The 22,073-nt window shown below is 73.5% G+C and carries 16 protein-coding genes and 1 pseudogene; 7 read left to right on the top strand and 10 right to left on the bottom strand.

What is annotated here, in order from left to right:
• From ACFWIS_RS32080 to ACFWIS_RS32070, 3 genes and pseudogenes are all read right to left on the bottom strand, one after another.
• The coding region (locus ACFWIS_RS32080; RefSeq protein WP_380524153.1) for a trypsin-like peptidase domain-containing protein at positions 1-2,468 on the bottom strand (2,468 nt) is incomplete at its 3' end.
• A gap of 4 nt (positions 2,469-2,472) precedes the next feature.
• A complete protein-coding gene (locus ACFWIS_RS32075) occupies positions 2,473-2,820 on the bottom strand; it encodes a CU044_2847 family protein (protein ID WP_380455007.1) in 348 nt (115 codons plus the stop codon).
• 295 nt (positions 2,821-3,115) lie between these two features.
• A pseudogene (locus ACFWIS_RS32070) lies at positions 3,116-3,412 on the bottom strand (FAD-dependent oxidoreductase); the annotation flags it as partial.
• A 253-nt stretch (positions 3,413-3,665) separates the two neighbouring features.
• Here ACFWIS_RS32070 and ACFWIS_RS32065 point away from each other — a divergent pair.
• From ACFWIS_RS32065 to ACFWIS_RS32035, 7 genes are all read left to right on the top strand, one after another.
• Positions 3,666-5,372, top strand: coding sequence for an acyclic terpene utilization AtuA family protein (locus ACFWIS_RS32065; protein ID WP_380455009.1), 1,707 nt, complete (start codon positions 3,666-3,668; stop codon positions 5,370-5,372).
• On the top strand, positions 5,369-6,967 hold the full coding sequence (locus ACFWIS_RS32060; protein ID WP_380455010.1) for an acyl-CoA carboxylase subunit beta: 1,599 nt from the start codon (positions 5,369-5,371) through the stop codon (positions 6,965-6,967). Before ACFWIS_RS32065 ends, ACFWIS_RS32060 begins: the two co-directional genes overlap by 4 nt.
• A gap of 14 nt (positions 6,968-6,981) precedes the next feature.
• On the top strand, positions 6,982-8,910 hold the full coding sequence (locus ACFWIS_RS32055) for an acetyl/propionyl/methylcrotonyl-CoA carboxylase subunit alpha (protein WP_380455123.1): 1,929 nt from the start codon (positions 6,982-6,984) through the stop codon (positions 8,908-8,910).
• A gap of 115 nt (positions 8,911-9,025) precedes the next feature.
• Positions 9,026-10,198: an acyl-CoA dehydrogenase family protein gene (locus ACFWIS_RS32050; RefSeq protein ID WP_380455012.1), complete on the top strand. Its 1,173-nt coding sequence runs from the start codon at positions 9,026-9,028 to the stop codon at positions 10,196-10,198.
• A 233-nt stretch (positions 10,199-10,431) separates the two neighbouring features.
• Positions 10,432-12,033: a 4-coumarate--CoA ligase family protein gene (locus tag ACFWIS_RS32045; protein WP_380455014.1), complete on the top strand. Its 1,602-nt coding sequence runs from the start codon at positions 10,432-10,434 to the stop codon at positions 12,031-12,033.
• 107 nt (positions 12,034-12,140) lie between these two features.
• A complete protein-coding gene (locus tag ACFWIS_RS32040) occupies positions 12,141-12,761 on the top strand; it encodes a TetR/AcrR family transcriptional regulator (protein WP_380455016.1) in 621 nt (206 codons plus the stop codon).
• 144 nt (positions 12,762-12,905) lie between these two features.
• On the top strand, positions 12,906-15,368 hold the full coding sequence (locus tag ACFWIS_RS32035; protein ID WP_380455018.1) for a SpoIIE family protein phosphatase: 2,463 nt from the start codon (positions 12,906-12,908) through the stop codon (positions 15,366-15,368).
• Positions 15,369-15,455: 87 nt separating this feature from the next.
• On the opposite strand, the gene ACFWIS_RS32030 is transcribed toward ACFWIS_RS32035, so the two are convergent.
• From ACFWIS_RS32030 to ACFWIS_RS32000, 7 genes are all read right to left on the bottom strand, one after another.
• A complete protein-coding gene (locus tag ACFWIS_RS32030; RefSeq protein WP_380455020.1) occupies positions 15,456-17,024 on the bottom strand; it encodes an MFS transporter in 1,569 nt (522 codons plus the stop codon).
• A gap of 73 nt (positions 17,025-17,097) precedes the next feature.
• Entirely contained in the window at positions 17,098-17,709 is a 612-nt protein-coding gene (locus ACFWIS_RS32025; protein WP_380455022.1) for a TetR/AcrR family transcriptional regulator, read from the bottom strand.
• A 160-nt stretch (positions 17,710-17,869) separates the two neighbouring features.
• Positions 17,870-18,262: a cell division protein SepF gene (locus ACFWIS_RS32020; protein ID WP_380455024.1), complete on the bottom strand. Its 393-nt coding sequence runs from the start codon at positions 18,260-18,262 to the stop codon at positions 17,870-17,872.
• Positions 18,263-18,535: 273 nt separating this feature from the next.
• A complete protein-coding gene (locus tag ACFWIS_RS32015; RefSeq protein ID WP_380455025.1) occupies positions 18,536-19,051 on the bottom strand; it encodes a DinB family protein in 516 nt (171 codons plus the stop codon).
• A 71-nt stretch (positions 19,052-19,122) separates the two neighbouring features.
• The gene (locus tag ACFWIS_RS32010; protein WP_380455027.1) at positions 19,123-19,860 is read right to left on the bottom strand and encodes a TVP38/TMEM64 family protein; all 738 of its coding nucleotides are present in this window, start codon (positions 19,858-19,860) and stop codon (positions 19,123-19,125) included.
• 69 nt (positions 19,861-19,929) lie between these two features.
• The gene (locus tag ACFWIS_RS32005; RefSeq protein WP_380455029.1) at positions 19,930-20,469 is read right to left on the bottom strand and encodes a HEAT repeat domain-containing protein; all 540 of its coding nucleotides are present in this window, start codon (positions 20,467-20,469) and stop codon (positions 19,930-19,932) included.
• Positions 20,470-20,785: 316 nt separating this feature from the next.
• Positions 20,786-22,060, bottom strand: coding sequence for an MFS transporter (locus tag ACFWIS_RS32000; RefSeq protein ID WP_380455031.1), 1,275 nt, complete (start codon positions 22,058-22,060; stop codon positions 20,786-20,788).
• Positions 22,061-22,073: the final 13 nt, after the last annotated feature.

Genomic DNA, 22,073 nt, shown 5'->3' with positions numbered 1-22,073 from the left:
GTGTGTCCGTCGGGGCTGAACGCCACCGACGCCACCGCACCGGTGTGGCCGGTCAGGGTGGTGCGGGTCTGGCCGGTGGCCGCGTCCCACAGCCGTGCGGTCCCATCGGCGCTGCCGGTGGCGACGGTGTGCCCGTCGGGACTGAACGCCACCGAGAGCACCTTGTCGGTGTGGCCGGTCAGGCGTCGTTTCAGCGGTTGGGCTGCCGCGTTTTCCAGGCTTTCGAGGGCTTCGGGAGTGTGGCTGATGCGGTAGGCCTGGACGGCCAGGAGCGAGGAGAGGTCAGGAGTAATGGCGTTGATGAATTTGGATTGGAGCGCGAGTTGCCGAGACAGGCCGGCTTGCCGTTCGGCGACGGCTGACCGCCATTGCCACACGGTTGCTGCCGCTGCGATGAGGACGAGGGCGAGGACGGTCGCCAGAATCGTGTTCAGGCGTCGGCTCCGCCGGACGGCAGCCTGTTGGCGTTTTCTGCTGGCGTTCACGTAGGCGGCGATATCGCCTGGCAGGTGGCGTTGCTGTGACCATTCGAGGCCTTCCGCGAGGGTCGTTCCTGCGAGCAGGTCTCCGGGGTCGGCCGTTTCGGCCCAGCGGGCGCGGCGTTCGCGGGCGTGGTCGAGCCACTCGTGGAAGCGGTGGTCCTGGCGGACCCACTCGCGCAGTGTGCCCCACTCGCGGATGAGCGCGTCGTGGATCAGCTCGGCCATCGGCTTCCCGGCGGGGCCGTCGGGACGTTCGGCGCTTTGGGGGGTGTGGGTGGTGATGATGCGGTGGCGGGTGAGGGAGGCGAGGACATCGTCGAACGCGTGGTCGCTGTCGGGTGCGGCGTCGGGGTCGGTCGCCAGGTCGCGGAGCTCGTGCAGGGGTACCTGTTCGCGGACGGCGGGGATGTGGTGGGCGGGGTCGCCCGGGCGGACCAGGGCGGTCAGGATCCGCTGTGCGATGGGCCGTTGCTCGGGGGTGAGCTGGTTGAGAGCGGTCTCGCACCAGGTGGTGATGCTGCCGGTGACTCCGCCGATGCGCTGGTAGGCGTCATGGGTGAGGTATCCCTCGTGGCGTCTTTGCCAGAGCTGGGTGAGCGTCAACTCGACCAGGGGCAGGACGGTGACTGCTGCCTGGCGGGTGCCGGCTCCTTCGGGGGTGGTGGCCAGCACGTCGGCGATGACGTGGTCGGGCAGGCCGGGTTCGAAGTGGGCCCCAGCGTCGCGGGCGGGCAAGGTGACGATGTCGTGCAGGTCGTGCGGGCTCAAGCCGGCCGGTACGTCGAGCAGTCCGGGCTTCGCGGTCCTCAGCAGCTCGGGTGCCAGGGCAGCCAGCCGGGGGTAGAAGTCATCTCGCATGATCAGGATCACGCTGAGCCGCCCCTCCGTGGCGATCGCCGCGGTGATCTCCTCCGTGACGGCCAGGCGGCCGTCCCGGCCCTCGCCGGGCTGGGCGAGCAGTTCCTCGAACTGATCGATGACCAGCAGAAGGCGCTCGCACGACGGTCGGGCTTCGAGTGCCCGTGCGACGGCTGCGGCGAGCCCTGTGCCGCCCGCCCCGGGCAGTCCGGCACGTTCGAGTTCGGCCGGTAGGTCCTTCCTCGGCCGTGCGACCACGGGCAGCCAGCGGTCGCTGCCGGGCACTTCGCCCTTGGCCAGCGCAGGCAGCACCCCTGCCTGGATCAACGACGACTTGCCGGAGCCGGACGGACCGAGGAGCAGGACCAGCCGCCGCTGACCCGCCAGGCTTGCCAGAACCTGCCGTACCGCGTCCTCCCGGCCCTGGAACCACCGTGCGTCCTCGGCAGTGAACGCCTCCAGTCCCCGGTACGGGCATACCGCCTGCTCGGTCAGCTCGGGCCAGATCCGACGCAGCACCTGCGTCGGGGTGACGTAGGCGATGCCCTGTCCCCGTTCGTGCTCGTCGGGGGCGGTGATCTCGGTCAGCATGCCGATGACCAGACCGGTCACCTCGTCCAGGACCGGAGCGCCGCTGAACCCGGTGGTCAGGTCGTTGGCCTCGGTCAGCTGCAGGTGCACTTCCCTGCCCTCGGTCGCCGGCAACAGGTCACCAGCCACCCCGAAGCCGAAATGCCCACCCGGCGGGGCCTGGGCGGGAAACCCGAAAGAGCGCACCTGGTGGCCCCGGGACCCCTCCGCAGAACCCAACCGCACCGCCCTCGTAGCTGCCGGCGTACCTGTCAGGCGCACGATGGCCACGTCGTCGCCCTCGACGGCCCGCCACGAGTCCTCCAGGACATGCCCTTCCAGCCGAGGCGCACCCTCCGCATGTGGAAAGACCAGCCGCACCGTTGCGCCGGGCCCGCCTCCCGCGGCCTGTACGACATGCGCACAGGAGACCAGGATGCCCTCGGCCACCAGGAAACCGGCCCCGACCACCTCGCCGTCCGGCCCCACGACCTGGGCCACGGCAGCCGGAAGGTCCCGAACGCCCCCACCTTCGACGCCCGCGTCGACCGCGTTCACCGGCTCACCCCGAGCCCTCACCCGGACGGAGGTGGCTGAGGTCGGCCCTCTTCCACATCACCGTCACCTTCAAGTGGCAAGTGGCGCCGGTCTTGGTGATCACGGCTCCGGCCTCGACCGCGAGATCGACGCCGAACTCCACCGTGATCTCGTCCGGCCCCGCCTTGCGCAGCTGCTGGAGCGTGGCTCGCGCCGCTTCGGTGACCGGCGTCAGGGCCCCTTCCAGGCTCACCGGCAGGTCACGGATGGCGTCTCCGACACGACCGGCCTTGACAGGCCCCTCCGCTGCAGCCGGGGCCTCGACCAGGACGGAACCCCCGCCTTCCAGCGGTATCCGGGCTATGTGTGGCATGGGCCCTCCCAAGGCCGGTCATCCAGGGCAGCGCGCCAGTTCTCGGCACACCGGTGTCCCGGCAGTCCTCAGCCGCCCGCACACGACGGCGAGTCGGAACCCGGAGGCGCGAGGGGACACCAATCGCATACGCAGCGTATGCAGGGGTGGAGGGTGAGTGGGGACGTACGATCCGCCGATCGGGGCAGGAGTGGTCGCGGGCGCGGAGTCCGGACCGTCAGGCCTGTACGGTGCCGTCCCGGCCCGGATGGGTGGGTGCCGTCACTCTGTGGTCCGATGCGAGGCGGTCGTCTTCCGCCGGGCCGGAGGTGAAGAACGCGACCATCTGCTCCAGGCCCCTCTCGCCGAGCATCGTGTCCAGATTGGCGACGGAGCCGGCGGCGGACGCCTCGCTGCGCGGGAAGAGGGCCGCCTCGTACGCGGCCACGGCGGCTTCGGTGCCGCCTGGACGGGCGGCGGTGGACATGGCGAGTTGGGCGCTGTCGCACATGGCGAGGTTGGCGCCCTCCCCGGCGAAGGGGGACATCACGTGGGCGGCGTCACCGAGCAGCGTCACGCCCGGGACGCAGTCCCAGCGGTGCCCGACGGGCAGGATCACCTCGGCGGGCCGCGAGGAGAACCGTCGTCACCCGCAACCACTCTCCTTGACCGGGGCGACACCGTCGCCGAATACCGTGTCCTGCCGCCAACTAGCGTGTCCGGTCACATCGATGTCCGCATCGCCGGTGTGAAGAAAGGCGTGAAGAAACAAGCAGGCATGATTGCTTTTTTCCCCGGCCGGTGCCACGCTGCTGCCCGGCGGCCCGCGTGTGGAGTGCCGCCAACCCACCGGCAGGGGAGGCGCATTGGCGCGCGCGAGCTCGGTACTGCGGATCGGCAATGCCTCGGGGTTCTACGGGGACCGCTTCGCGGCGGTGCGGGAGATGCTCACGGGCGGGCCGCTGGACGTGCTCACCGGGGACTACCTCGCCGAGCTGACCATGCTGATCCTGGCCCGGGACCGGCTGAAGGACCCGTCGCTCGGGTACGCCCGGACGTTCCTGCGGCAGATGGAGGAGTGCCTCGGGCTGGCCCGGGAGCGGGGCGTACGGATCGTGGTGAACGCGGGCGGTCTCAACCCGGCCCGACTCGCCGAGCGGCTGAGGGAGTTGGCGCAGCGGCTGGGCGTCCCGACGGCCGTCGCCCACGTCGAGGGGGACGACCTGCTGCCGCGCCGCGCCGAACTCGGCCTTCCCGAACACCTGTTGGCGGCCAATGCCTACCTCGGCGGCTTCGGCATCGCCGCCTGCCTGGCCGAGGGCGCGGACGTGGTGGTCACCGGCCGGGTGACGGACGCCGCGCTGGTGGCCGGCCCGGCGATCGCCCACTTCGGCTGGACCACCGCCGATCTGGACGCCCTGGCCGGGGCGGTGGTGGCCGGGCACGTCCTGGAGTGCGGGGCGCAGGCCACCGGCGGCAACTACGCCTTCTTCCGCGAGCACGACGTGGACCACCCGGGCTTCCCGCTGGCCGAGCTGCACCCCGACGGCTCCAGCGTGATCACCAAGCACCCGGGCACCGGCGGGGCCGTCACCGTCGGCACCGTCACCGCCCAACTCCTCTACGAGACAGGCGGACCGCACTACCTGGGCCCCGATGTGACCGCCCGGCTGGACACCGTCCGGCTCGCCGAGGAGGGCCCGGACCGGGTGCGGATCGACGGGGTGCGCGGCGAGGCCCCGCCACCCACCCTCAAGGTCGGCCTCAACCGCCTCGGCGGCCACCGCAACGAGGTGGTCTTCGTCCTCACCGGCCTGGACATCGAGGCCAAGGCCGCCCTGGTGCAACGCCAGTTCGCCGCCGCCCTGCCGCCCGAGGCCGGCCCGGCCGAGCTGCGCTGGACCCTCGCCCGCACCGACCACCCGGACGCCGGGACCGAGGAGGCCGCGTCCGCCCTGCTCCGGCTGACCGCCCGGGACCGGGATCCGGCCAAGGTCGGCCGCGAACTCGGCAAGGCCGCGGTGGAGTTGGGTCTTGCCGGGTATCCGGGCTTCCATCTCACCGCCCCGCCCGGCCCGGGGGCGCCCTACGGGGTGTTCACCGCGGCGCAGGTGGACGCCAAGCTGGTGGAGCACACCGCGGTGCTGTCGGACGGCCGCCGGATCGCCGTCCCGCCGGCCCCGGTGACCTCCCAACCGGCCGCCGTGTCGGAGGAGTTGCCCGAACCCCTGCCCCCCGGACCGACTCGCCGCGCCCCGCTCGGCCTGGTGCTCGGCGCCCGCAGCGGAGACAAGGGCGGTGACGCCAACCTGGGCCTCTGGGCCCGCACCGAGGACGGCTGGCGCTGGCTGGCGCACACCCTCACCGTCCACCGGCTGCGTGAACTCCTGCCCGAGGCAGCCGAGTTGCCCGTCACCCGGCACCTGCTGCCGAACCTCAAGGCGGTCAACTTCACCCTCACCGGCCTGCTCGGCGAGGGCGTCGCCGCCCAGCACCGCTTCGACCCCCAGGCCAAGGCCCTGGGGGAGTGGCTGCGTTCGCGCCACCTCGACATTCCGGAGGTTCTGTTGTGACCGCCCTGCCCACCCGTGTCGACCCGGCCGGGGCCGAGTACGCGGAGCACCGTGCCGCGATGATCGCCAAGTTGGCGGAGCTGGACGCCGAGCACGCCAAGGCGCTGGCCGGCGGCGGGCCCAAGTACGTGGAGCGCCACCGGAAGCGGGGCAAGCTGCTGGCCCGGGAGCGGATCGAGCTGCTGGTGGACCAGGACTCGCCGTTCCTGGAGCTGTCCCCGCTGGCCGCCTGGGGCAGCGACCACCCGGTGGGCGCCGCGCTGGTGACCGGGATCGGGGTGATCGAGGGCGTGGAGTGCGTCATCACCGCCAACGACCCGACGGTGCGGGGCGGCGCCAGCAATCCGTGGACGCTGCGAAAGGCCCTACGGGCCAACGAGATCGCGCTGCACAACCGGCTCCCGCTGGTCAACCTGGTGGAGTCCGGCGGGGCGGACCTACCCAGCCAGAAGGAGATCTTCATCCCCGGCGGCGCCCTGTTCCGCGACCTCACCCGGCTGTCCGCGGCCGGGATCCCCACGGTGGCCGTGGTGTTCGGCAACTCGACGGCCGGCGGCGCCTACGTGCCGGGCATGTCGGACCACACCGTGCTGGTCAGGGAGCGCGCCAAGGTGTTCCTCGGCGGCCCGCCGCTGGTGAGGATGGCCACTGGCGAGGAGGCCGACGACGAGTCGCTGGGCGGCGCCGAGATGCACGCCCGTACCTCCGGCCTGGCCGACCACTTCGCGGTGGACGAGGCGGACGCGCTGCGGATCGCCCGCCGGATCGTCGCCAGGCTGGACCACCGCAAGGCGGGCCCGGGCCCGGACCGGCTCGCCGAGCCGCCCCGGTACGACGAGGAGGAGCTGCTGGGCATCGTCCCCGGCGACCTCAAGGTGCCCTTCGACCCGCGCGAGGTGATCGCCCGGATCGTCGACGGCTCCGACTTCGACGAGTTCAAGCCGCTCTACGGCACCAGTCTGGCCACCGGCTGGGCCCGGCTGCACGGGTACCCGGTGGGCGTCCTGGCCAACGCCCAGGGCGTGCTGTTCAGCGCGGAGTCCCAGAAGGCCGCCCAGTTCATCCAGTTGGCCAACCAGCGGAACACCCCGCTGCTGTTCCTGCACAACACCACCGGCTACATGGTCGGCCGGGACTACGAGCAGGGCGGCATCATCAAGCACGGCGCGATGATGATCAACGCCGTGGCCAACTCCAGGGTGCCGCACCTGTCGGTGCTGCTGGGCGCCTCCTACGGGGCGGGCCACTACGGGATGTGCGGCCGGGCCTACGAGCCGCGCTTCCTGTTCTCCTGGCCGAGCGCCAAGTCCGCGGTGATGGGCCCGCAGCAGCTCGCCGGGGTGCTGTCGATCGTGGCCCGCCAGTCGGCCGCCGCGAAGGGGCAGCCGTACGACGAGGACGCCGACGCGGCGATCCGGGCGATGGTCGAGCAACAGATCGAGGCGGAGTCGCTGCCGGTCTTCCTGTCCGGCCGGCTGTACGACGACGGCGTGATCGACCCGCGCGACACCCGTACGGTGCTGGGCCTGTGCCTGTCCGCGATCCACAACGCGCCGGTCGAGGGCGCGCGTGGCTACGGCGTCTTCCGGATGTAGGGGAACCCCAGATGATGATCACCAATCTGCTGGTCGCCAACCGCGGCGAGATCGCCCGTCGGGTGTTCCGCACCTGCCGGGAGCTGGGCATCGCGACCACCGCCGTCCACTCCGACCCGGACGCCGGCGCCCCGCACGTGCGGGAGGCCGACGCGGCCGTCCGGCTGCCCGGCGCCGCGCCCGCCGACACCTATCTGCGCGGCGAGCTGATCGTCCGGGCGGCTCTCCGGGCCGGCGCGGACGCCGTCCACCCGGGGTACGGATTCCTGTCCGAGAGCGCCGAGTTCGCGCGTGCCGTGCAGGACGCGGGCCTGGTGTGGGTGGGCCCGCCGCCGGCCGCGATCGCCGCGATGGGCTCCAAGACCGCCGCCAAGCGGCTGATGGCCGAGGCCGGGGTGCCCGTGCTGGCGGCGCTCGCCGAGCCGACCGAGGCGGACCTGCCGGTGCTGGTGAAGGCGGCGGCGGGCGGTGGCGGCCGGGGCATGCGGGTGGTCCGGCGGCTGGCTGACCTCCCGGCCGAGCTGGCGGCCGCCCGGGCCGAGGCCGCCAAGGCCTTCGGCTCCGACGAGGTGTTCTGCGAGCGCTACCTGCCCACCGGCCGGCACGTGGAGGTGCAGCTGCTGGCCGACGCCCACGGCACGGTGTGGGCGGTGGGCGACCGCGACTGCTCGGTGCAGCGGCGGCACCAGAAGGTGATCGAGGAGGCCCCGGCGCCCGGGCTGCCGCCGCGGCTGCGGGCCGAGCTGCACGCGGCGGCGGTGGAGGCGGCCCGGGCGATCGGCTACCGCGGCGCCGGCACCGCGGAGTTCCTGCTCGCCGAGGACGGCCGGTTCTACTTCCTGGAGATGAACACCCGGCTGCAGGTGGAGCACCCGGTCACCGAGGCGGTCACCGGCCTGGACCTGGTCGCGCTCCAACTGGCCGTCGCCGAGGGGGAGAAGCTGCCCTCGGCCGTCCCGCCGCCGGCCACCGGCCACGCGATCGAGGCCCGACTGTACGCGGAGAACCCGGCCAAGGACTGGCAGCCCGCCACCGGCACCCTGCACCGGCTCGAACTGACCTCGGAGCACCAGGAGTTCACCGGTGCCGGGCTGCGGCTGGACTCCGGAGTGGAGTCCGGCAGCGAGATCACCCCGCACTACGACGCGATGCTCGCCAAGGTGATCGTCCGGGCGCCGACCCGCGCCGCGGCGGCCCGCCGGCTGGCCGACGCGCTGGCCCGGGCCCGGATCCACGGCCCCGCCACCAACCGGGAGCTGCTGGTCCGGGCGCTGCGGCACCCGGCCTTCCTGGCCGGGCGGGTGCACACCGGCTTCCTCACCGAGCACGCGGCCGAGCTGACCGCCCCCGACTCCGCCGGCTCGAGCCGGGCCGCCCTGGCCGCCGCCCTCGCCGACGCGGCCGGCCGCGACGGCGCGCTGCCCTCCGGCTGGCGCAACCTGCCCTCCCAGCCCCAGTCCAAGCGCTACCGGGCCGCGGACGGAGCCGAGTTGGAGGTCCGCTACCGCCGTACCAGGGCCGGCCTGGAGGCCGCTGACCACCCGGACGTCGAACTGGTCGAGGCCCGGCCCGGCCAGGTGGTGCTGCGCGAGGGGGAGGTCCGGCGCCGCTACGACGTCGCCCGCTACGGCGAGCAGGTGTACGTGGACGCCCCGACCGGCAGCACCGCGCTCATCGCCCTGCCGCGCTTCCCCGACCCCACCGCCCGGACCGACCCCGGCGCGCTGCTCGCCCCGATGCCCGGGACCGTCCTGCGCACCACCGCGGTCGTCGGCGACACCGTCACGGCGGGCCAACCGCTGCTGGTGCTGGAGGCGATGAAGATGGAGCACCGCGTCACCGCCCCCGCCGACGGCACCCTGGTCGAACTGCGCGTCGCCCCCGGTCAGCAGGTGCGGCTCGGCGCCCTGCTCGCCGTCGTCAAGTCCCCCGAAGAGGCCTGAGCACCCCCGAAGAGGCCTGAGCACCCCCGAGGAAGCCTGAGCACCCCCGGAACGCTCGACGGCACCCTGAGCCGCCCGAGCACGCCCCCGAAATCCGAACAGAGGAAGGACCCGCATGTCGGCCATCGGCAGTCAGCTCCTCGAAACGCCCGAACGCACCGCCCTGCGCAAGGCCGTCGGCGACCTCGGCCGCCGCTACGGCTCCGCCTACTACCTCGCCAAGGCCCGGGCCGGCGAACCCGCCGAGGAGCTGTGGGCGGACGCCGGCAAGGCCGGCTACCTGGGCGTCAACCTGCCCGCCGAGTACGGCGGCGGGGGCGGCGGTATCAGCGACCTCGCCATCGTCCTGGAGGAACTGGGCACCGCCGGCTGCCCGTTGCTGATGCTGATCGTCTCCCCGGCGATCTGCGGCACGGTGATAGCCCGGTACGGCACCGGGGAGCAGAAGCGGCGCTGGCTGCCTGGACTGGCCGACGGCAGCCGCAAGATGGCCTTCGGCATCACCGAGCCGGACGCCGGCAGCAACTCGCACCGGATCTCCACCGTCGCCCGCCGGGACGGCGAGGACTGGCTGCTGACCGGCCGCAAGGTGTTCGTCTCCGGCATCGACCACTCGGACGCGGTGCTGTTCGTCGCCCGCACCGAGGACGCACGGACCGGCAAGCTCAAGCCCTGCCTGTTCGTCGTCCCGCGCGAGACCCCCGGTTTCGAGTACCGGGCGATCCCGATGGAACTGGTCGCCCCCGAGAAGCAGTTCCAGGTCTTCCTGGACGACGTCCGGCTGCCCGCCGACGCCCTGGTCGGGGACGAGAACGCCGGCCTGCTCCAGCTGTTCGCCGGCCTCAACCCGGAGCGCATCCTGACCGCCGCGTTCTCGCTCGGCCTGGCCCGCCAGGCGCTCGGCAAGGCGGTGGAGTACGCCAAGACCCGTACCGTCTGGTCCACCCCGATCGGCGCCCACCAGGGCCTGGCGCACCCGCTGGCCCGGTGCGCGGTGGAGATCGAGCTGGCCCGGCTGATGACCCAGAAGGCCGGGCTGCTCTACGACGCGGGCGAGGACATGGCAGCCGGGGAGGCCGCCAACATGGCCAAGTACGCCGCGGGGGAGGCCGCCGCCCGGACGGTCGACCAGGCGGTGCAGACCCTCGGGGGCAACGGCCTCACCCAGGAGTACGGCCTGGGCGCGCTGCTGGCCGCCACCAGGGTCGGCCGGGTCGCCCCGGTGAGCCGGGAGATGGTGCTGAACTTCGTCGCCCAGCACACCCTGGGCCTGCCCAAGTCCTACTGACCCCCGGGCGGGGCGGGTGGAGCGGGCGGAGGCTTCACCGCACGCCGGTCAGGTGGGCGAACACCACCGTGGTGGCGGGCGCCCGGGAACAACTGTGCCACGCCTGCTCCACCCCGGGTTCGCCACAATGGCCCAGCCACCGCCCTGACTGTCCGTATGCTCCTCAACGCGCCCCGTTCCACCCGTACTCGCCGGTTTAGTTGCTGCGTCAACTTCCCTACTGGAGGCATACCTTGGTGTTCCGTAGCGAGTTCCCGGACGTCCCGGTCATCGACCTGCCGATCCATGACGCGGTGCTGGAGGCCGCCGCCCGGTACGGCGACCGGCCGGCCCTGATCGACGGCATCACCGGCGAGGAGGTCAGCTACGCACGGCTCGCCACCTCCGTCGAGCGGGTCGCGGCCGGACTGGCCGAGGCGGGGGTGCGCAAGGGCGAGGTGGTGGCCCTGTTCAGCCCCAACTCGGTGGTCTACCCGATGGCCTACTACGGCACCAGCCGCACCGGCGCCACCGTGACCACGGTGTCCTCGCTCAGCACGCCCGGCGAACTGGCCGGCCAGCTCGGCGACAGCGCCGCCCGCTGGCTGATCACCGTCTCCCCGTTCCTGCCGACCGCGCTGGCCGCCGCCGAACTGCTCGCCGCCGCCGGCCGCCCGCTGGCCGAGATCATCGTGCTGGACGGCGCCGAGGGCCACCGCTCGCTCGCCGACCTGCTGGCCGCCACCGGCCCCGCCCCCGAGCCCGCCATCGCCCCGGGTGAGGACGTCGCCGTGCTGCCGTACTCCAGCGGCACCACCGGCCTGCCCAAGGGGGTGATGCTCACCCACCGCTCGATCGCCACCAACCTCGCCCAGACCGACGCCCTCTACCGCCCCTCGGTGGGCGAACGGGTGCTCGCCGTGCTGCCCTTCTTCCACATCTACGGCCTGACGGCGCTGCTCAACCAGCCGCTGCGGTGCGGCGCCACCGTGGTCGTGCTGCCACGCTTCGACCTGGAGCAGTTCTGCGGCGCGATCGAGCGGCACCGGGTGCAGGGCCTGGTGGTCGCCCCGCCGATCGTCCTCGCCCTGGCCAAGCACCCGGTCGTGGACCGCTTCGACCTCTCCTCGGTCGACTACCTGCTGTGCGCCGCCGCCCCGCTGGACCAGGACCTCGCCGAGGCCTGCGCCCGCCGGCTCGGCCTGCCCCACCTGCTCCAGGGCTACGGGATGACCGAGCTGTCCCCGGTCACCCACGTGGTCTCGCCGACCGAGCAGGACCCGGTGCCCGGCTCGGTCGGCCGGCTGGTCCCCTCCACCGAACTGCGGGTCGCCGCCCTGGACGGCTCCGGCGACGACCTCGGGCCCGGCGAGCAGGGCGAGCTGCTGATCCGCGGCCCGCAGGTGATGAAGGGCTATTTCGGCCGCCCCTCCGAGACCGCCGCCATGGTCGACGCCGACGGCTGGCTGCACACCGGCGACGTCGGCTACGTCGACGGGCGCGGCTACCTCTTCGTGGTGGACCGGGTCAAGGAGCTGATCAAGTACAAGGGCTACCAGGTCGCCCCCGCCGAACTGGAGGCGGTGCTGCTCGGCCACCCGCAGATCGCCGACGCCGCCGTGATCGGTGTCCGGGACGCCGACGGGACGGAGTGCCCCAAGGCCTTCGTGGTCCGCGCCCCGGGCAGCGGCCTGACCGCGGAGGAGGTCACCGGCTACGTGGCCGGGCACGTCGCCGCCTACAAGAAGGTGCGCGCGGTCGAGTTCGTGGACGCCGTCCCCAAGTCCGCGGCCGGCAAGATCCTCCGCCGCGAACTGCGCGCCCGCGAGGCCGCCCGCACCGGGGCGGCCACCTGAGCGGCGGCCCGGGACCCGGCGGCCGAGGACCGGGGCCGGTCTGTGAGGATCGACCCGCCGCGCCCCGACCGGGACGGACCCCATCGACACAGGAACCGCCACCCGCCATGACCAGCCACCCCGCCGTCCGCACCCCCCAGCAGGACCGCAGCCGCGCGACCCGGGCCCGGTTGCTCGCGGCCGCCGTGGACTGCCTGGCCGAGCTCGGCTGGCAGGGCTCCACCGTCACCGTGGTCGCCGAACGGGCCGGCGTCTCCCGGGGCGCCGCCCAGCACCACTTCCCGACCCGCGAGGACCTCTTCACCGCGGCCGTCGAGCACGTCACCGCCGAGCGGCTGGCAGCCGTCCGCGCCCACGCGGACGACCTGCCGGCCGCCGGCCCCGACCGCACCCGCGCCGTGGTCGACATGATCGTCCGCCTCTACACCGGCCCGCTGTTCCGCGCCGCCCTCCACCTGTGGACCGCGGCCGCCACCGAGGACGGGCTGCGCGAGCGGATCGTCGCCCTGGAGGGCCACGTCGGCCGGGAGGCCCACCGGGCCGCCGTGGAGTTCCTGGACGCCGACGAGACCCGCCCGGGCGTGCGCGAATCGGTGCAGGCCACCCTCGACCTCGCCCGCGGCCTCGGCCTGGCCAACCTGCTCACCGACGACAGCCCTCGACGTTCCGGAGTGATCCGGCAGTGGGCGGGCGTTCTGGAGAGTACGCTGCGGCCGGTACGCCCATGACGCCCGTACAACCGAGCGACCGGACGCCCCCTGACCAAGGGGTCGCCGGGCGGCCGATGTCCGTGCAGTCTGGAGAAGAAACCCGGCCGGCACCGACCGCGAGGCCGTCCGGCCGGGCACGAGCCGAACCGGGGTGCTGCCTGAATGCACGGACACGAGTGGGACGCGACCGACGCCGGCCACGCGCCGGACAGTGACCCCGCACGCCCCGAGGGCCACCGACTCGTCCCGCTCGCCACGGTCCTGGTCCAGGCCGACGGTCTGATCCTGCACTGGAGCGAGGACGCCGAGGTGCTGCTCGGCTACACCGCGGCGGAGGCCCTCGGCAGCTACGCCGCCCAGCTGCTCACCGACGAGAGCGACCGCGCCGCCGTGCTCGCGATCTTCCAGCGGATCCTGTCCGGTGCCGACACCTCCTTCGTCTTCCCGGTCCGCCACCGCGACGGCCACAAGGTCGAGCTGGAGTTCCGCACCTACCCGATCGCCGGCCCGGCCGGGACCCTGCTGCTGCTCGCCACCGCCTCGGACACCCGGGCCGTCCACGCCATCGAGGCCGACCTCGCCGTGCTGGACGGCATCTTCGGCCGCTCCCCGATCGGCATGGCCGTGTACGACACCGAGCTGCGCTACGTCCGGCTCAACGAGGCCCTCGCCCGGATGAACGGCGTCCCGGTCGCCGCCCACCTCGGCCGACGGATATCCGCCGTCCTGCCCGGCCTCAACGGCGCCGAGATCGAACAGATCATGAGGCAGGTCCTCAAGACCGGCAAGCCCGTGGTGGACGCCCGCTCGCACGGCCGCGTCCCGGGCGACCCCAAGCGGGACCACGCCTGGTCCGCCTCCTACTTCCGGCTGGAGGACTCCACCGGCCGGGTCTTCGGCGTCTGCTCCTCGATCATCGACGTCACCGAACGCTTCCAGGCCGAGGCCCGGGCCGCCCGCGCCCAGGAGCGCCTGGCCACCATCGCCGAGGCCACCGCCAGGATCGGCACCACCCTCGACCTCCAGCGCACCGCAGAGGAACTGATCGAGGCGGTCGTCCCCCGGTTCGCCGACTTCGCCACCGTCGACCTGCTGGAGCCGGTGCTGCGCGGCGCCGAGCCCACTCCGATCCCCTCCGACCGGACGGTCACCCTGCGCGCCGTCGCCGTCGGGGAGAACTACGAGAGCGGCCTGGCCCACGCCGTCGACGTGGTCGGCGAGACCTCCGAGTACGCCCCCGACCGCAGCTACACCCAGTGCCTGCGCAGCGGCCGCCCGCTGCTGCGCGCCCACGTGGACGAGGAGGTGCTGCGCGGCCTGGTCTCCAGCGAGGACCGGGTCGCGCCCGGGATCGCGGCCGGCATCCACTCGTACCTGATGGTGCCGATCACCGCCCGGGGCATGGTGCTCGGCGGCTCCGAGTTCATCCGGATGCGCAACCCCGAGCCCTTCAACGACGCCGACGTCGCGCTCGCCGAGGAGCTCGTCGCCCGCACCGCCCTCGCCCTCGACAATGCCCGGCTCTACCGCCGGGAGCGGGAGACCGCCCTCACCCTCCAGCGCAGCCTGCTGCCGCAGGAGATCCACCGCACCCTCGGCCTGGAGATCGCCTACCGCTACCTGCCCAGCAGCGTGGTCAGCGAGGTCGGCGGCGACTGGTTCGACGTGGTGCCGCTGTCCTGCGGGCGGGTCGCCCTGGTGGTCGGCGACGTGATGGGCCACGGCATCCGGGCCGCCGCCACCATGGGCCAGCTGCGCACCGTCGCCCGCACCCTCGCCACCCTCGACATGCCGCCCGAGCAGGTGCTCACCCGGCTGGACGAGACCGCCTCGGGGATCGGCGAGGGCCAGTTCGCCACCTGCATCTGCGCCGTCTACGACCCGCTGGAGCGCACCCTCCAGGTCGCCTCGGCCGGGCACCTGCCGCCGGTCTGGGTCGGCACCGACGGCGCCGCCCGCAGGATCGAGGTGCCGCCCGGCGTTCCGCTGGGCGTCGGCGGGGTCGCCTTCGAGTCCATCGGCTTCACCCTGCCGGAGGGCGCCATGCTCGCCCTCTACACCGACGGCCTGGTCGAGCGGCGCGGCCAGGACCTCGACCACGGCATCGACCTGCTCGCCCGCACCCTGGCCGGGCCGGGCCGGACGCTGGAGGAGAGCTGCGACGCGGTGATCGGCGCGCTGGTCACCGACGGCACCGAGGACGACATCGCGATGATCATGGCCCGGGCGCTGCCGGTGCCCGCCGACCGGATCGCCACCCTGCCGCTCACCGGCGGCGGCAAGCTCCCCGGCCGGGCCCGCCGCTTCACCCGTGCCACCCTGGAGGCCTGGGGCCTGAACGCGCTCTCCGACTACGCCGAACTGCTGGTCAGCGAGCTGGTCACGAACGCCCTGCTGCACGCCGAGGCACCGCGCCGGCTGCGACTGTTCCGCGACCGGGTGCTGACCCTCGAGGTCTCCGACGCGGGCGGCCAGACGCCGCAGCTGCGCCCCTTCGCCGAACAGGACGAGGGCGGGCGCGGGATGTTCCTGGTCAGCGAGCTGGCCCAGCGCTGGGGCAGCCGGCTGACCAGGGACGGCAAGGTGGTCTGGGCCGAGCTGGAACTGCCCTTCGGGGTCTCGTAGCGCTTTCCGTCCGTGCGAGAACGGCCGTTCCCGGATCGGGGAACGACCGTTCTCACCTTCCTGCGTCCTTCCGCGCGCACCTGGTCCTCACACGTGCACCTGCGGCCGCTCCGGCTCGACCGCCGCGACCTGCTCGGCCGCCGTCGTCGGCCCGGACAGCCCGCGCAGCAGCAGCCAGGCCAGCACGCCCGCACCGACCAGCAGCACCCCGGCCAGCAGCCCGGCGCTGTTCATGCCCTGCACGAAGGCGTCCTTGGCGCTCGCCAGCAGCGGCTGCGCCACCTCCGGCGACAGCCCGTGCGCCGTCTCCACGGCCGCGCCCAGCGACTCCCCGGCCCGGGCGGCGACCTCCGGGGAGGCCCCGGCCGGGACGGCCAGCCCGTTGGCGTAGATCGAGCCGACCACCGAGCCGACCAGTGCGATGCCGAGCGCGGTGCCCAGCTCGTACGCCGTCTCGGAGACCGCCGAGGCGGCCCCGGCCTTGTCGGCGGGCGCGGCGGTCAGTACCAGGTCGGCGCCGAGCGTGTAGACCACGCCCTCGGCGGTGCCGGTGATGAGGAAGGAGACGGCCAGCAGCAGATAGGTGGTGTCCTGCTGCAGCCAGCCCAGCGCACCCGCGGCCAGACCCATCGCCAGCAGGCTGACGGTCAGCGCCTTGCGGGCGCCGAAGCGCCGGGCGATCCGGGCGGTGAGCAGCCCGCCGGCCACCGAGCCGGCGAAGGCCGGCAGCTCCGCCAGGCCCGCCTGGAGCGGCTCGTAGCCGCGCACCAGCTGGAGGTACTGGGAGACCACGAAGATCACGCCGGACAGGCCGACCAGGGAGATCAGCGAAGCCGTGACGGCGGCGGTGAACCGCCGGTCGCGGAACAGCCGGACGTCCAGCAGCGGGGTCTCCAGCCGCAGCTGGCGGCGGACGAACAGGGTGAGCGCGGCCGCACCCAGCAGGAAGGTGACCGGGACGTCCCAACGGGCCACGCCGTGGGCGGCGGCCTCCTTGATCGCGTAGACCGCGCCGATCACCCCGGCCATCGACAGCACCACGCTCAGCACGTCCCAGCGGCCCGGCTTCGGGTCCTTGGACTCCGGCAGCAGCCAGGCACCGGACACCAGCAGCAGGAGCAGCACCGGGATGTTCAGCAGGAACACCGAACCCCACCAGAAGTGCTCCAGCAGCAGCCCGCCCACCACCGGCCCGAGCGCGGCGCCGGCGGTGGCGGCCGCGCCCCAGATGCCGATCGCGGTGGCCCGCTCCCGGTCGTCCGGGAACAGGCTGCGGATCAGCGAGAGGGTGGAGGGCATGATCGTCGCCCCGGCGACGCCGAGCAGTGCCCGGGCCAGGATCAGCCAGCCCGGCCCCGGCGCGTACGCGGCCAGCAGCGAGGCGGCGCCGAACGCGGCGGCCCCGGTCAGCAGCAGCTTCTTGCGGCCGATCCGGTCGCTCAGGGCGCCCATGCTGACCAGCAGGCCGGCCAGTACGAAGGAGTAGGAGTCGCCGATCCAGAGCAGCTGGGTGCCGCTGGGGCGCAGCGTCTCGCTGATGGAGGGGATGGCGAGGGAGAGCACGGTCGCGTCGAGGGCGACCACGGTGACGGCCAGCACCAGGACGGCGAGGCCGGTCCAGCGCTGGCGGACGGTCAGGGGAGGGGTCCTGCTCATGCGCCCACCTCGCTACGCTCGGCAGGCGCTTCGCCGTGTGCGCCGCCCCTGATGATTCGCTCGCTTCGCTGGCTCATGGTGTATCGGTTTCCGGTTTCCGGTCCGAGGTGCTGTGGGTGGGGGGAGTGTGGACGGAGGCCTCCGGCCGGCGCAGCGCACCGCCGAGGAACAGCTCGGCGAGCGAGAAGGCGGCGTCGCGCGGGGCGAGCCGGCCGTCCTGGATGGCCCAGCCGATGCCGGCCACCAGGTCGAAGAAGGCCTCGCTCAGCCAGGCGGCGCTCAGCTCGATCCGGAAGGCGCCCTCGCGCTGCCCGCGCAGGAAGAGCGCGTGCAGCCGGTCGATCTGGACCTCCCAGAGGTCGTTGATCTCGTCGTTGTCGTAGAGCTGGTTCTCGCCGGCCAGGAAGGCGCAGAGCATGGCGTCCGGGACGGCGGCGTCCACCAGTCGGCGCAGCGCGGCCTCGGCGTCGCCGTCCTCGATGGCGGCGGTGTCCAGGGCGGCGGCGAAGCGCTGGAGGCCGAGCAGGCCGACCTCGCGGATCAGCGCCTCGCGCCCGGGGAACAGCCGGTGCAGGGTGGCCCGGCTGATGTGCGCGGCGCGGGCGATCTCGTCCAGGTGGGCGGTGGGGCGGCGGGAGAGCACGCCGACGGCGGCTTCCAGAACGGTGTCGCGGTCGGTGGCCATGATTCGAGTGTAGTCCAGATGAGACGTAGATGTCTCAAAATTATTCTGGGGCTCTCATCTGCATCATCGGCGGAAGGCCTCCGGACAGCGAAAACCGGGGACGGCTGGTGTGCCGTCCCCGGTCGGGGTGGTGCGCGCGGTGCGGCCGGTGCCGCCGCGCTCAGCTCTGGTTGTAGAACCCGGTGTCGTCCATCGGGCGGTCGATCACCATCACCTCGACGTCCGCCGGGGTGAGCAGGAAGACCCGGCGGGCGATCCGCTCGATGCCCCCCCTGGTACCGAAGATCAGGCCGGAGGCGAAGTCGACCATGCGCTTGGCCTCGGCCTCGTTCATCTCGGTGAGGTCCATCACCACCGGGGTGCTCGCCCGGATGTGCTCACCGACCGTGCGGGCCGCCTCGAAGCCCGTCGGCCGCAGGGAGACGATCTTCGTGGGCGCGGGGACGGCGGGAACCGTCTCCTGATCCACCCACTCGTCGTCGTACACCGCGGCCGGGTAGTTCCCGGAGGGCATCAGCCACCCGTTGTGGTGCTCGTCGCGAAGTGCTCCCATGCCGCGCCTCCCTGCCTCGTCCCGTCTGGTCCCCCGGGGGTGGACGGTGTCCTTCTTGACACGTCATCCACTCGTCGGAACTGTCCGAGTATCGCACTGTTCACCGGTCCCGTGCCCGCTCGCGGCCCCCGTACGAGTCGTGCCGCGCCGGAAACCCGGGCGGACCCGGGCAAAAGAGAGCGACGCGGCGCAGCGCCGTACGGTTGCGCGCGTAGACCATATCGGTCGCGGTCACCGCGTAATTGACCTTCCGTCAACAATGCGGAAACGATTTCACTCGCCGGTCGAACCGTCCACCAGTTCGCGCAGCAAATCCGCGTGACCGTTGTGTCGCGCGTACTCCTCGATCATGTGGACGAGGATCCAGCGGAGCGTCACTTCCCGGTCCTGGCGCAGCCGCTTGCCGACGGTGTCCAGCGGCACGCCGGCCGACGCGCGGCGGGCGCCCTCGATCTCGGCGCGCCAGGCGGCGAGGTCGGCGGCCACGTCGGCGGTGTCGACGTTGTCGAAGTCGCCGTCCGGGTCCGCGTCGGTGCAGTAGAGGCCGGTGCCTACCTCCGCGCCGAGCAGGACGCCCTGGAACCAGTACCGCTCCACCTCGGTCAAGTGCCGGACCAGGCCGAGCAGCGAGAGCGAGGACGGCGGGACGGAGCGCAGCCGCAGCTGGTCGTCGGTCAGGCCCGCGCACTTGAGGGCGAGGGTGCTGCGGTGGAAGTCGAGCCAGGCGGTCAGCATGGCGGCCTCGTCGGCGGCCATCGGCGGGTCGACCCGCGGGGTGAGTTCGGTCATGTCGGACATCCTGGCCACCGACGGGCGCGGGCGCGACCGGTTTGTGGGGGCGGCGCGCAGCGCGGGTGCACCTATGGTCGGTGGGCCCGGGCCCGGCGGCGGGCGGCGGCGGCCCGCCAGAGGCCGACCAGGCTGCCGAGCACCAGCAGGGCGATCACCCCGGCCGAGACCAGGAAGGCCGCCGAGCCGGGCCGGTCCGCGCTGGCGGCGGCGACCACGTACACGGCGGTGGTCGGGACCACCCCGATCGCGGTGGCGCACAGGAAAGGGAGGAAGCGCACCCCGGAGAAGGCGGCGCCGTAGTTGCCGGCCTGGAACGGCAGGCCGGGGAGCAGTCGCAGCACCAGCACGCTGCGGAAGCCCTGCTCGGTGAAGCGCTGGTCGAGGGCGCCGAGCACCTTGCCGCGCAGATGGGGCTTCAGGGCCTCGCGGCCGAGGCCCCGGCCGAGGGCGAAGGCCAGCGCCGCACCCAGGGTGGTGCCGAGCACGGCGAGCAGCACGCCCTGCTGGACGCCCAGCAGCAGCCCGGCGACGGCGTTCAGCGCGGGGCGCGGCACGAAGGCCAGCGTGCCGACGGCGTAGACCAGGGCGAACAGCGGCGCGAACCAGTAGCCGGGCATCCGGTCCGCCAGCCCGCCGGAGAGCAGGTCCGTCGGGCTCCACAGCAGCAGCGAGCCCGCGCACCCGCCCAGCAGCAGGACCAGCAGGCCGAACCGCCACCAGGGCGAGCGGGCCGGGCGCGGTTCCTCCGCCGGCTCGGCGGGTCCGGCGGCGCTCGGCGCGGGGGGCGTGGTCAGGGCTGCGGGCACCGCCCGAGCCTAACCGGTCCCGGTGGCGGGCCGGCGGGGCGGGGAGCGGGCCGGAGCCGAGAGGCCCGGCTATCCGTGGCGCGGGGCGGTCCGTCGGTGGATCGGTCCGCCGGGGGCGTACCAGCCGGCCTTCTTGCGGACCGCGGGGCTCGGGTCCTGCGCCTGGGACGCCTGGAGGGCGGCGGCGGCCCGGGCGTCGGTGTGGGCGAACTTGCCGACGAGCTCGGCGGCCCGGGTGCGGACCCGGGGGTCGGGGTCGGCGGCCAGGTGCCGCAGGGCCGGTTCCAGCACCCGGTCCGCGCCCGGTGCGCAGGCGTCGTCCTTGCACCGGTCGCAGGCGAGGGCGTGGAACGCGGCGATCCGCACCTCGGCGTCCGGGTCGTCGGCCATGGCGATGAGCAGGCCCATGGACTCGGTGTCGACCAGGTGGTCCAGCAGCCGGCAGCAGCCCTCCCGGACGGCCGCGTCGTCGTGGGACAGTCCGGCGCGGATGGCGCCGAGCGCGGCGTCCGCGCGCCGGAGCAGTTCCCGGTAGGCGGCCACGGTGCGCTGGGGGTCACCCAGGCAGGAGACCAGGGCTTCGTTGTCGGTCTTGACGAATCCGAGCATGACGGCAGTGTCGGACCGTACCGGCCGTACGGGCAACGGGATTTCGCGCGGGGCCGGACGGGCACGCCGACGCCGGTGGTCGCCTCGGGCGGGGAGGCGGCGAACCCGGCGGCGTCGGCCGAGGGCGGGCGGTGCGGCGTCCGGGGCGTGGCGGATGGATCGGGAATCCCCTGGTGGATCGCGCGGACCGCCGGGCGTTGGAGTGCGGCCAGCGGCCAGCGGCCAGCGGCCAGCGGTCGGCGGTCGGCGGTCGGCGGTCGGCGGTCGGCGGTCGGCGGTCAGCGGTATGAGCGGGAACGGTCCGTGGACTTCCCGCTCATATCGTGGAGAGGTCTTTTCCGGAAGGGCTGTTCGGTGACATGGCGGGCACGTCGCCGCCCGCGTCCGCCGCCGGGAAGTCCGGATCGGCCCGGCGGAGGGCCCCGGCGCTGAGCATCAGGGCGAAGGCGAGCAGGGTGACCAGGCCGAAGGAGACGGTCAGCGAGGTGGCCTGGGCGAGGGCGCCGATCACGGCGGGCGCGATCAGGCCGGAGGTGTAGGTGACGGTGGCGACGCCCGCGATGGCCTGGCTGGGGTTGCGGCCGATCCGGCCGGCGGCGGCGAAGGCGAGCGGGACGATCACCGCGACCCCGACGCCGATCAGGGCGAAGCCCGGGATGGCCAGCGCCGGCGTGTCGGCGGCGACCACGAGCAGGCCGCCGAGCGTGGCGACCGCTCCACCCAGCCGGGTGGCGCGGACGGCGCCGATGCGGCGGACCACGGCGTCCCCGGCGAGCCGGCTGACGGCCATGGTGAGCGAGAAGGCGGTGTACGAGGCGGCGGCGACGGTGGCCGAGGCGCCGGTGATGTCCTTCAGGTAGACGCCGCTCCAGTCCATCGAGGCGCCCTCGCCGAACACCGCGCAGAAGCCGACCAGGCCGATCACCAGCGAGCTGCGCGGCGGCAGGGCGAAGTGCGGGGGCGCCTCGGCCTCCGCATGGGCGCGCAGGTCGGGCAGGCCGCGGCAGACCGGCTGGGCGAGGGCGAGCAGGACGAGCGCGGTGACGGCCAGCTGGAGCCGGGCGTCGAGGTCGAGGTGGGCGGCCAGGATGCCGAAGCCGGAGGCCAGCAGGCCGCCCGCGCTCCACATCCCGTGCAGTCCGGACATGATCGAGCGGCCGAGGCGCTGCTCGATCTCCACGCCCTGGGCGTTCATCGCGACGTCCGCCGTGCCCGCCGTGGCGCCGTACACCAGCAGCACCGCGCAGAGCGCAGGCAGCGAGGGGGCGAGCGCGGGCAGGGTCAGGGCCAGGCACCAGAGCGAGATCAGCCCGCGCACCGCGGCCCGGCCGCCGTAGCGGTGGACGAAGCGCCCGGCCAGCGGCATCGCCAGGGAGGAGCCGATGGCGGGCATCACCAGGGCGAGGCCGAGCTGCCCGGGGGAGAGGTCCAGGCGGTCCTGGATCCACGGGATGCGGGTGACGAAGGTGCCGCCGACGGCGCCGTGCACGCCGAAGACCAGCGCGATGCTCAGCCGTGAGCGGCGTGGTTCGACGAGTGGTTCGAGGGTGGTGGCGCGGCTCCTGATGCTTCGCTCGCTTCGCTCGTTCATGTGCGGCGGTTCC

This window comes from Kitasatospora sp. NPDC127060 (genome assembly GCF_042724935.1).
In the GTDB taxonomy this organism is placed as follows: Bacteria; Actinomycetota; Actinomycetes; order Streptomycetales; family Streptomycetaceae; genus Kitasatospora.
This window is presented reverse-complemented; position numbering and strand designations above follow the sequence as displayed.

Bases quoted from the DNA above. Each gene is read 5' to 3' on its own strand.
- ACFWIS_RS32030 (WP_380455020.1), bottom strand. From the start codon at position 17,024: ATGAGCAGGACCCCTCCCCTGACCGTCCGCCAGCGCTGGACCGGCCTC.
- ACFWIS_RS32025 (WP_380455022.1), bottom strand. From the start codon at position 17,709: ATGGCCACCGACCGCGACACCGTTCTGGAAGCCGCCGTCGGCGTGCTC.
- ACFWIS_RS32000 (WP_380455031.1), bottom strand. From the start codon at position 22,060: ATGAACGAGCGAAGCGAGCGAAGCATCAGGAGCCGCGCCACCACCCTC.
- ACFWIS_RS32020 (WP_380455024.1), bottom strand. From the start codon at position 18,262: ATGGGAGCACTTCGCGACGAGCACCACAACGGGTGGCTGATGCCCTCC.
- ACFWIS_RS32050 (WP_380455012.1), top strand. From the start codon at position 9,026: ATGTCGGCCATCGGCAGTCAGCTCCTCGAAACGCCCGAACGCACCGCC.
- ACFWIS_RS32055 (WP_380455123.1), top strand. From the start codon at position 6,982: ATGATCACCAATCTGCTGGTCGCCAACCGCGGCGAGATCGCCCGTCGG.
- ACFWIS_RS32035 (WP_380455018.1), top strand. From the start codon at position 12,906: ATGCACGGACACGAGTGGGACGCGACCGACGCCGGCCACGCGCCGGAC.
- ACFWIS_RS32075 (WP_380455007.1), bottom strand. From the start codon at position 2,820: ATGCCACACATAGCCCGGATACCGCTGGAAGGCGGGGGTTCCGTCCTG.
- ACFWIS_RS32005 (WP_380455029.1), bottom strand. From the start codon at position 20,469: ATGCTCGGATTCGTCAAGACCGACAACGAAGCCCTGGTCTCCTGCCTG.
- ACFWIS_RS32015 (WP_380455025.1), bottom strand. From the start codon at position 19,051: ATGACCGAACTCACCCCGCGGGTCGACCCGCCGATGGCCGCCGACGAG.
- ACFWIS_RS32040 (WP_380455016.1), top strand. From the start codon at position 12,141: ATGACCAGCCACCCCGCCGTCCGCACCCCCCAGCAGGACCGCAGCCGC.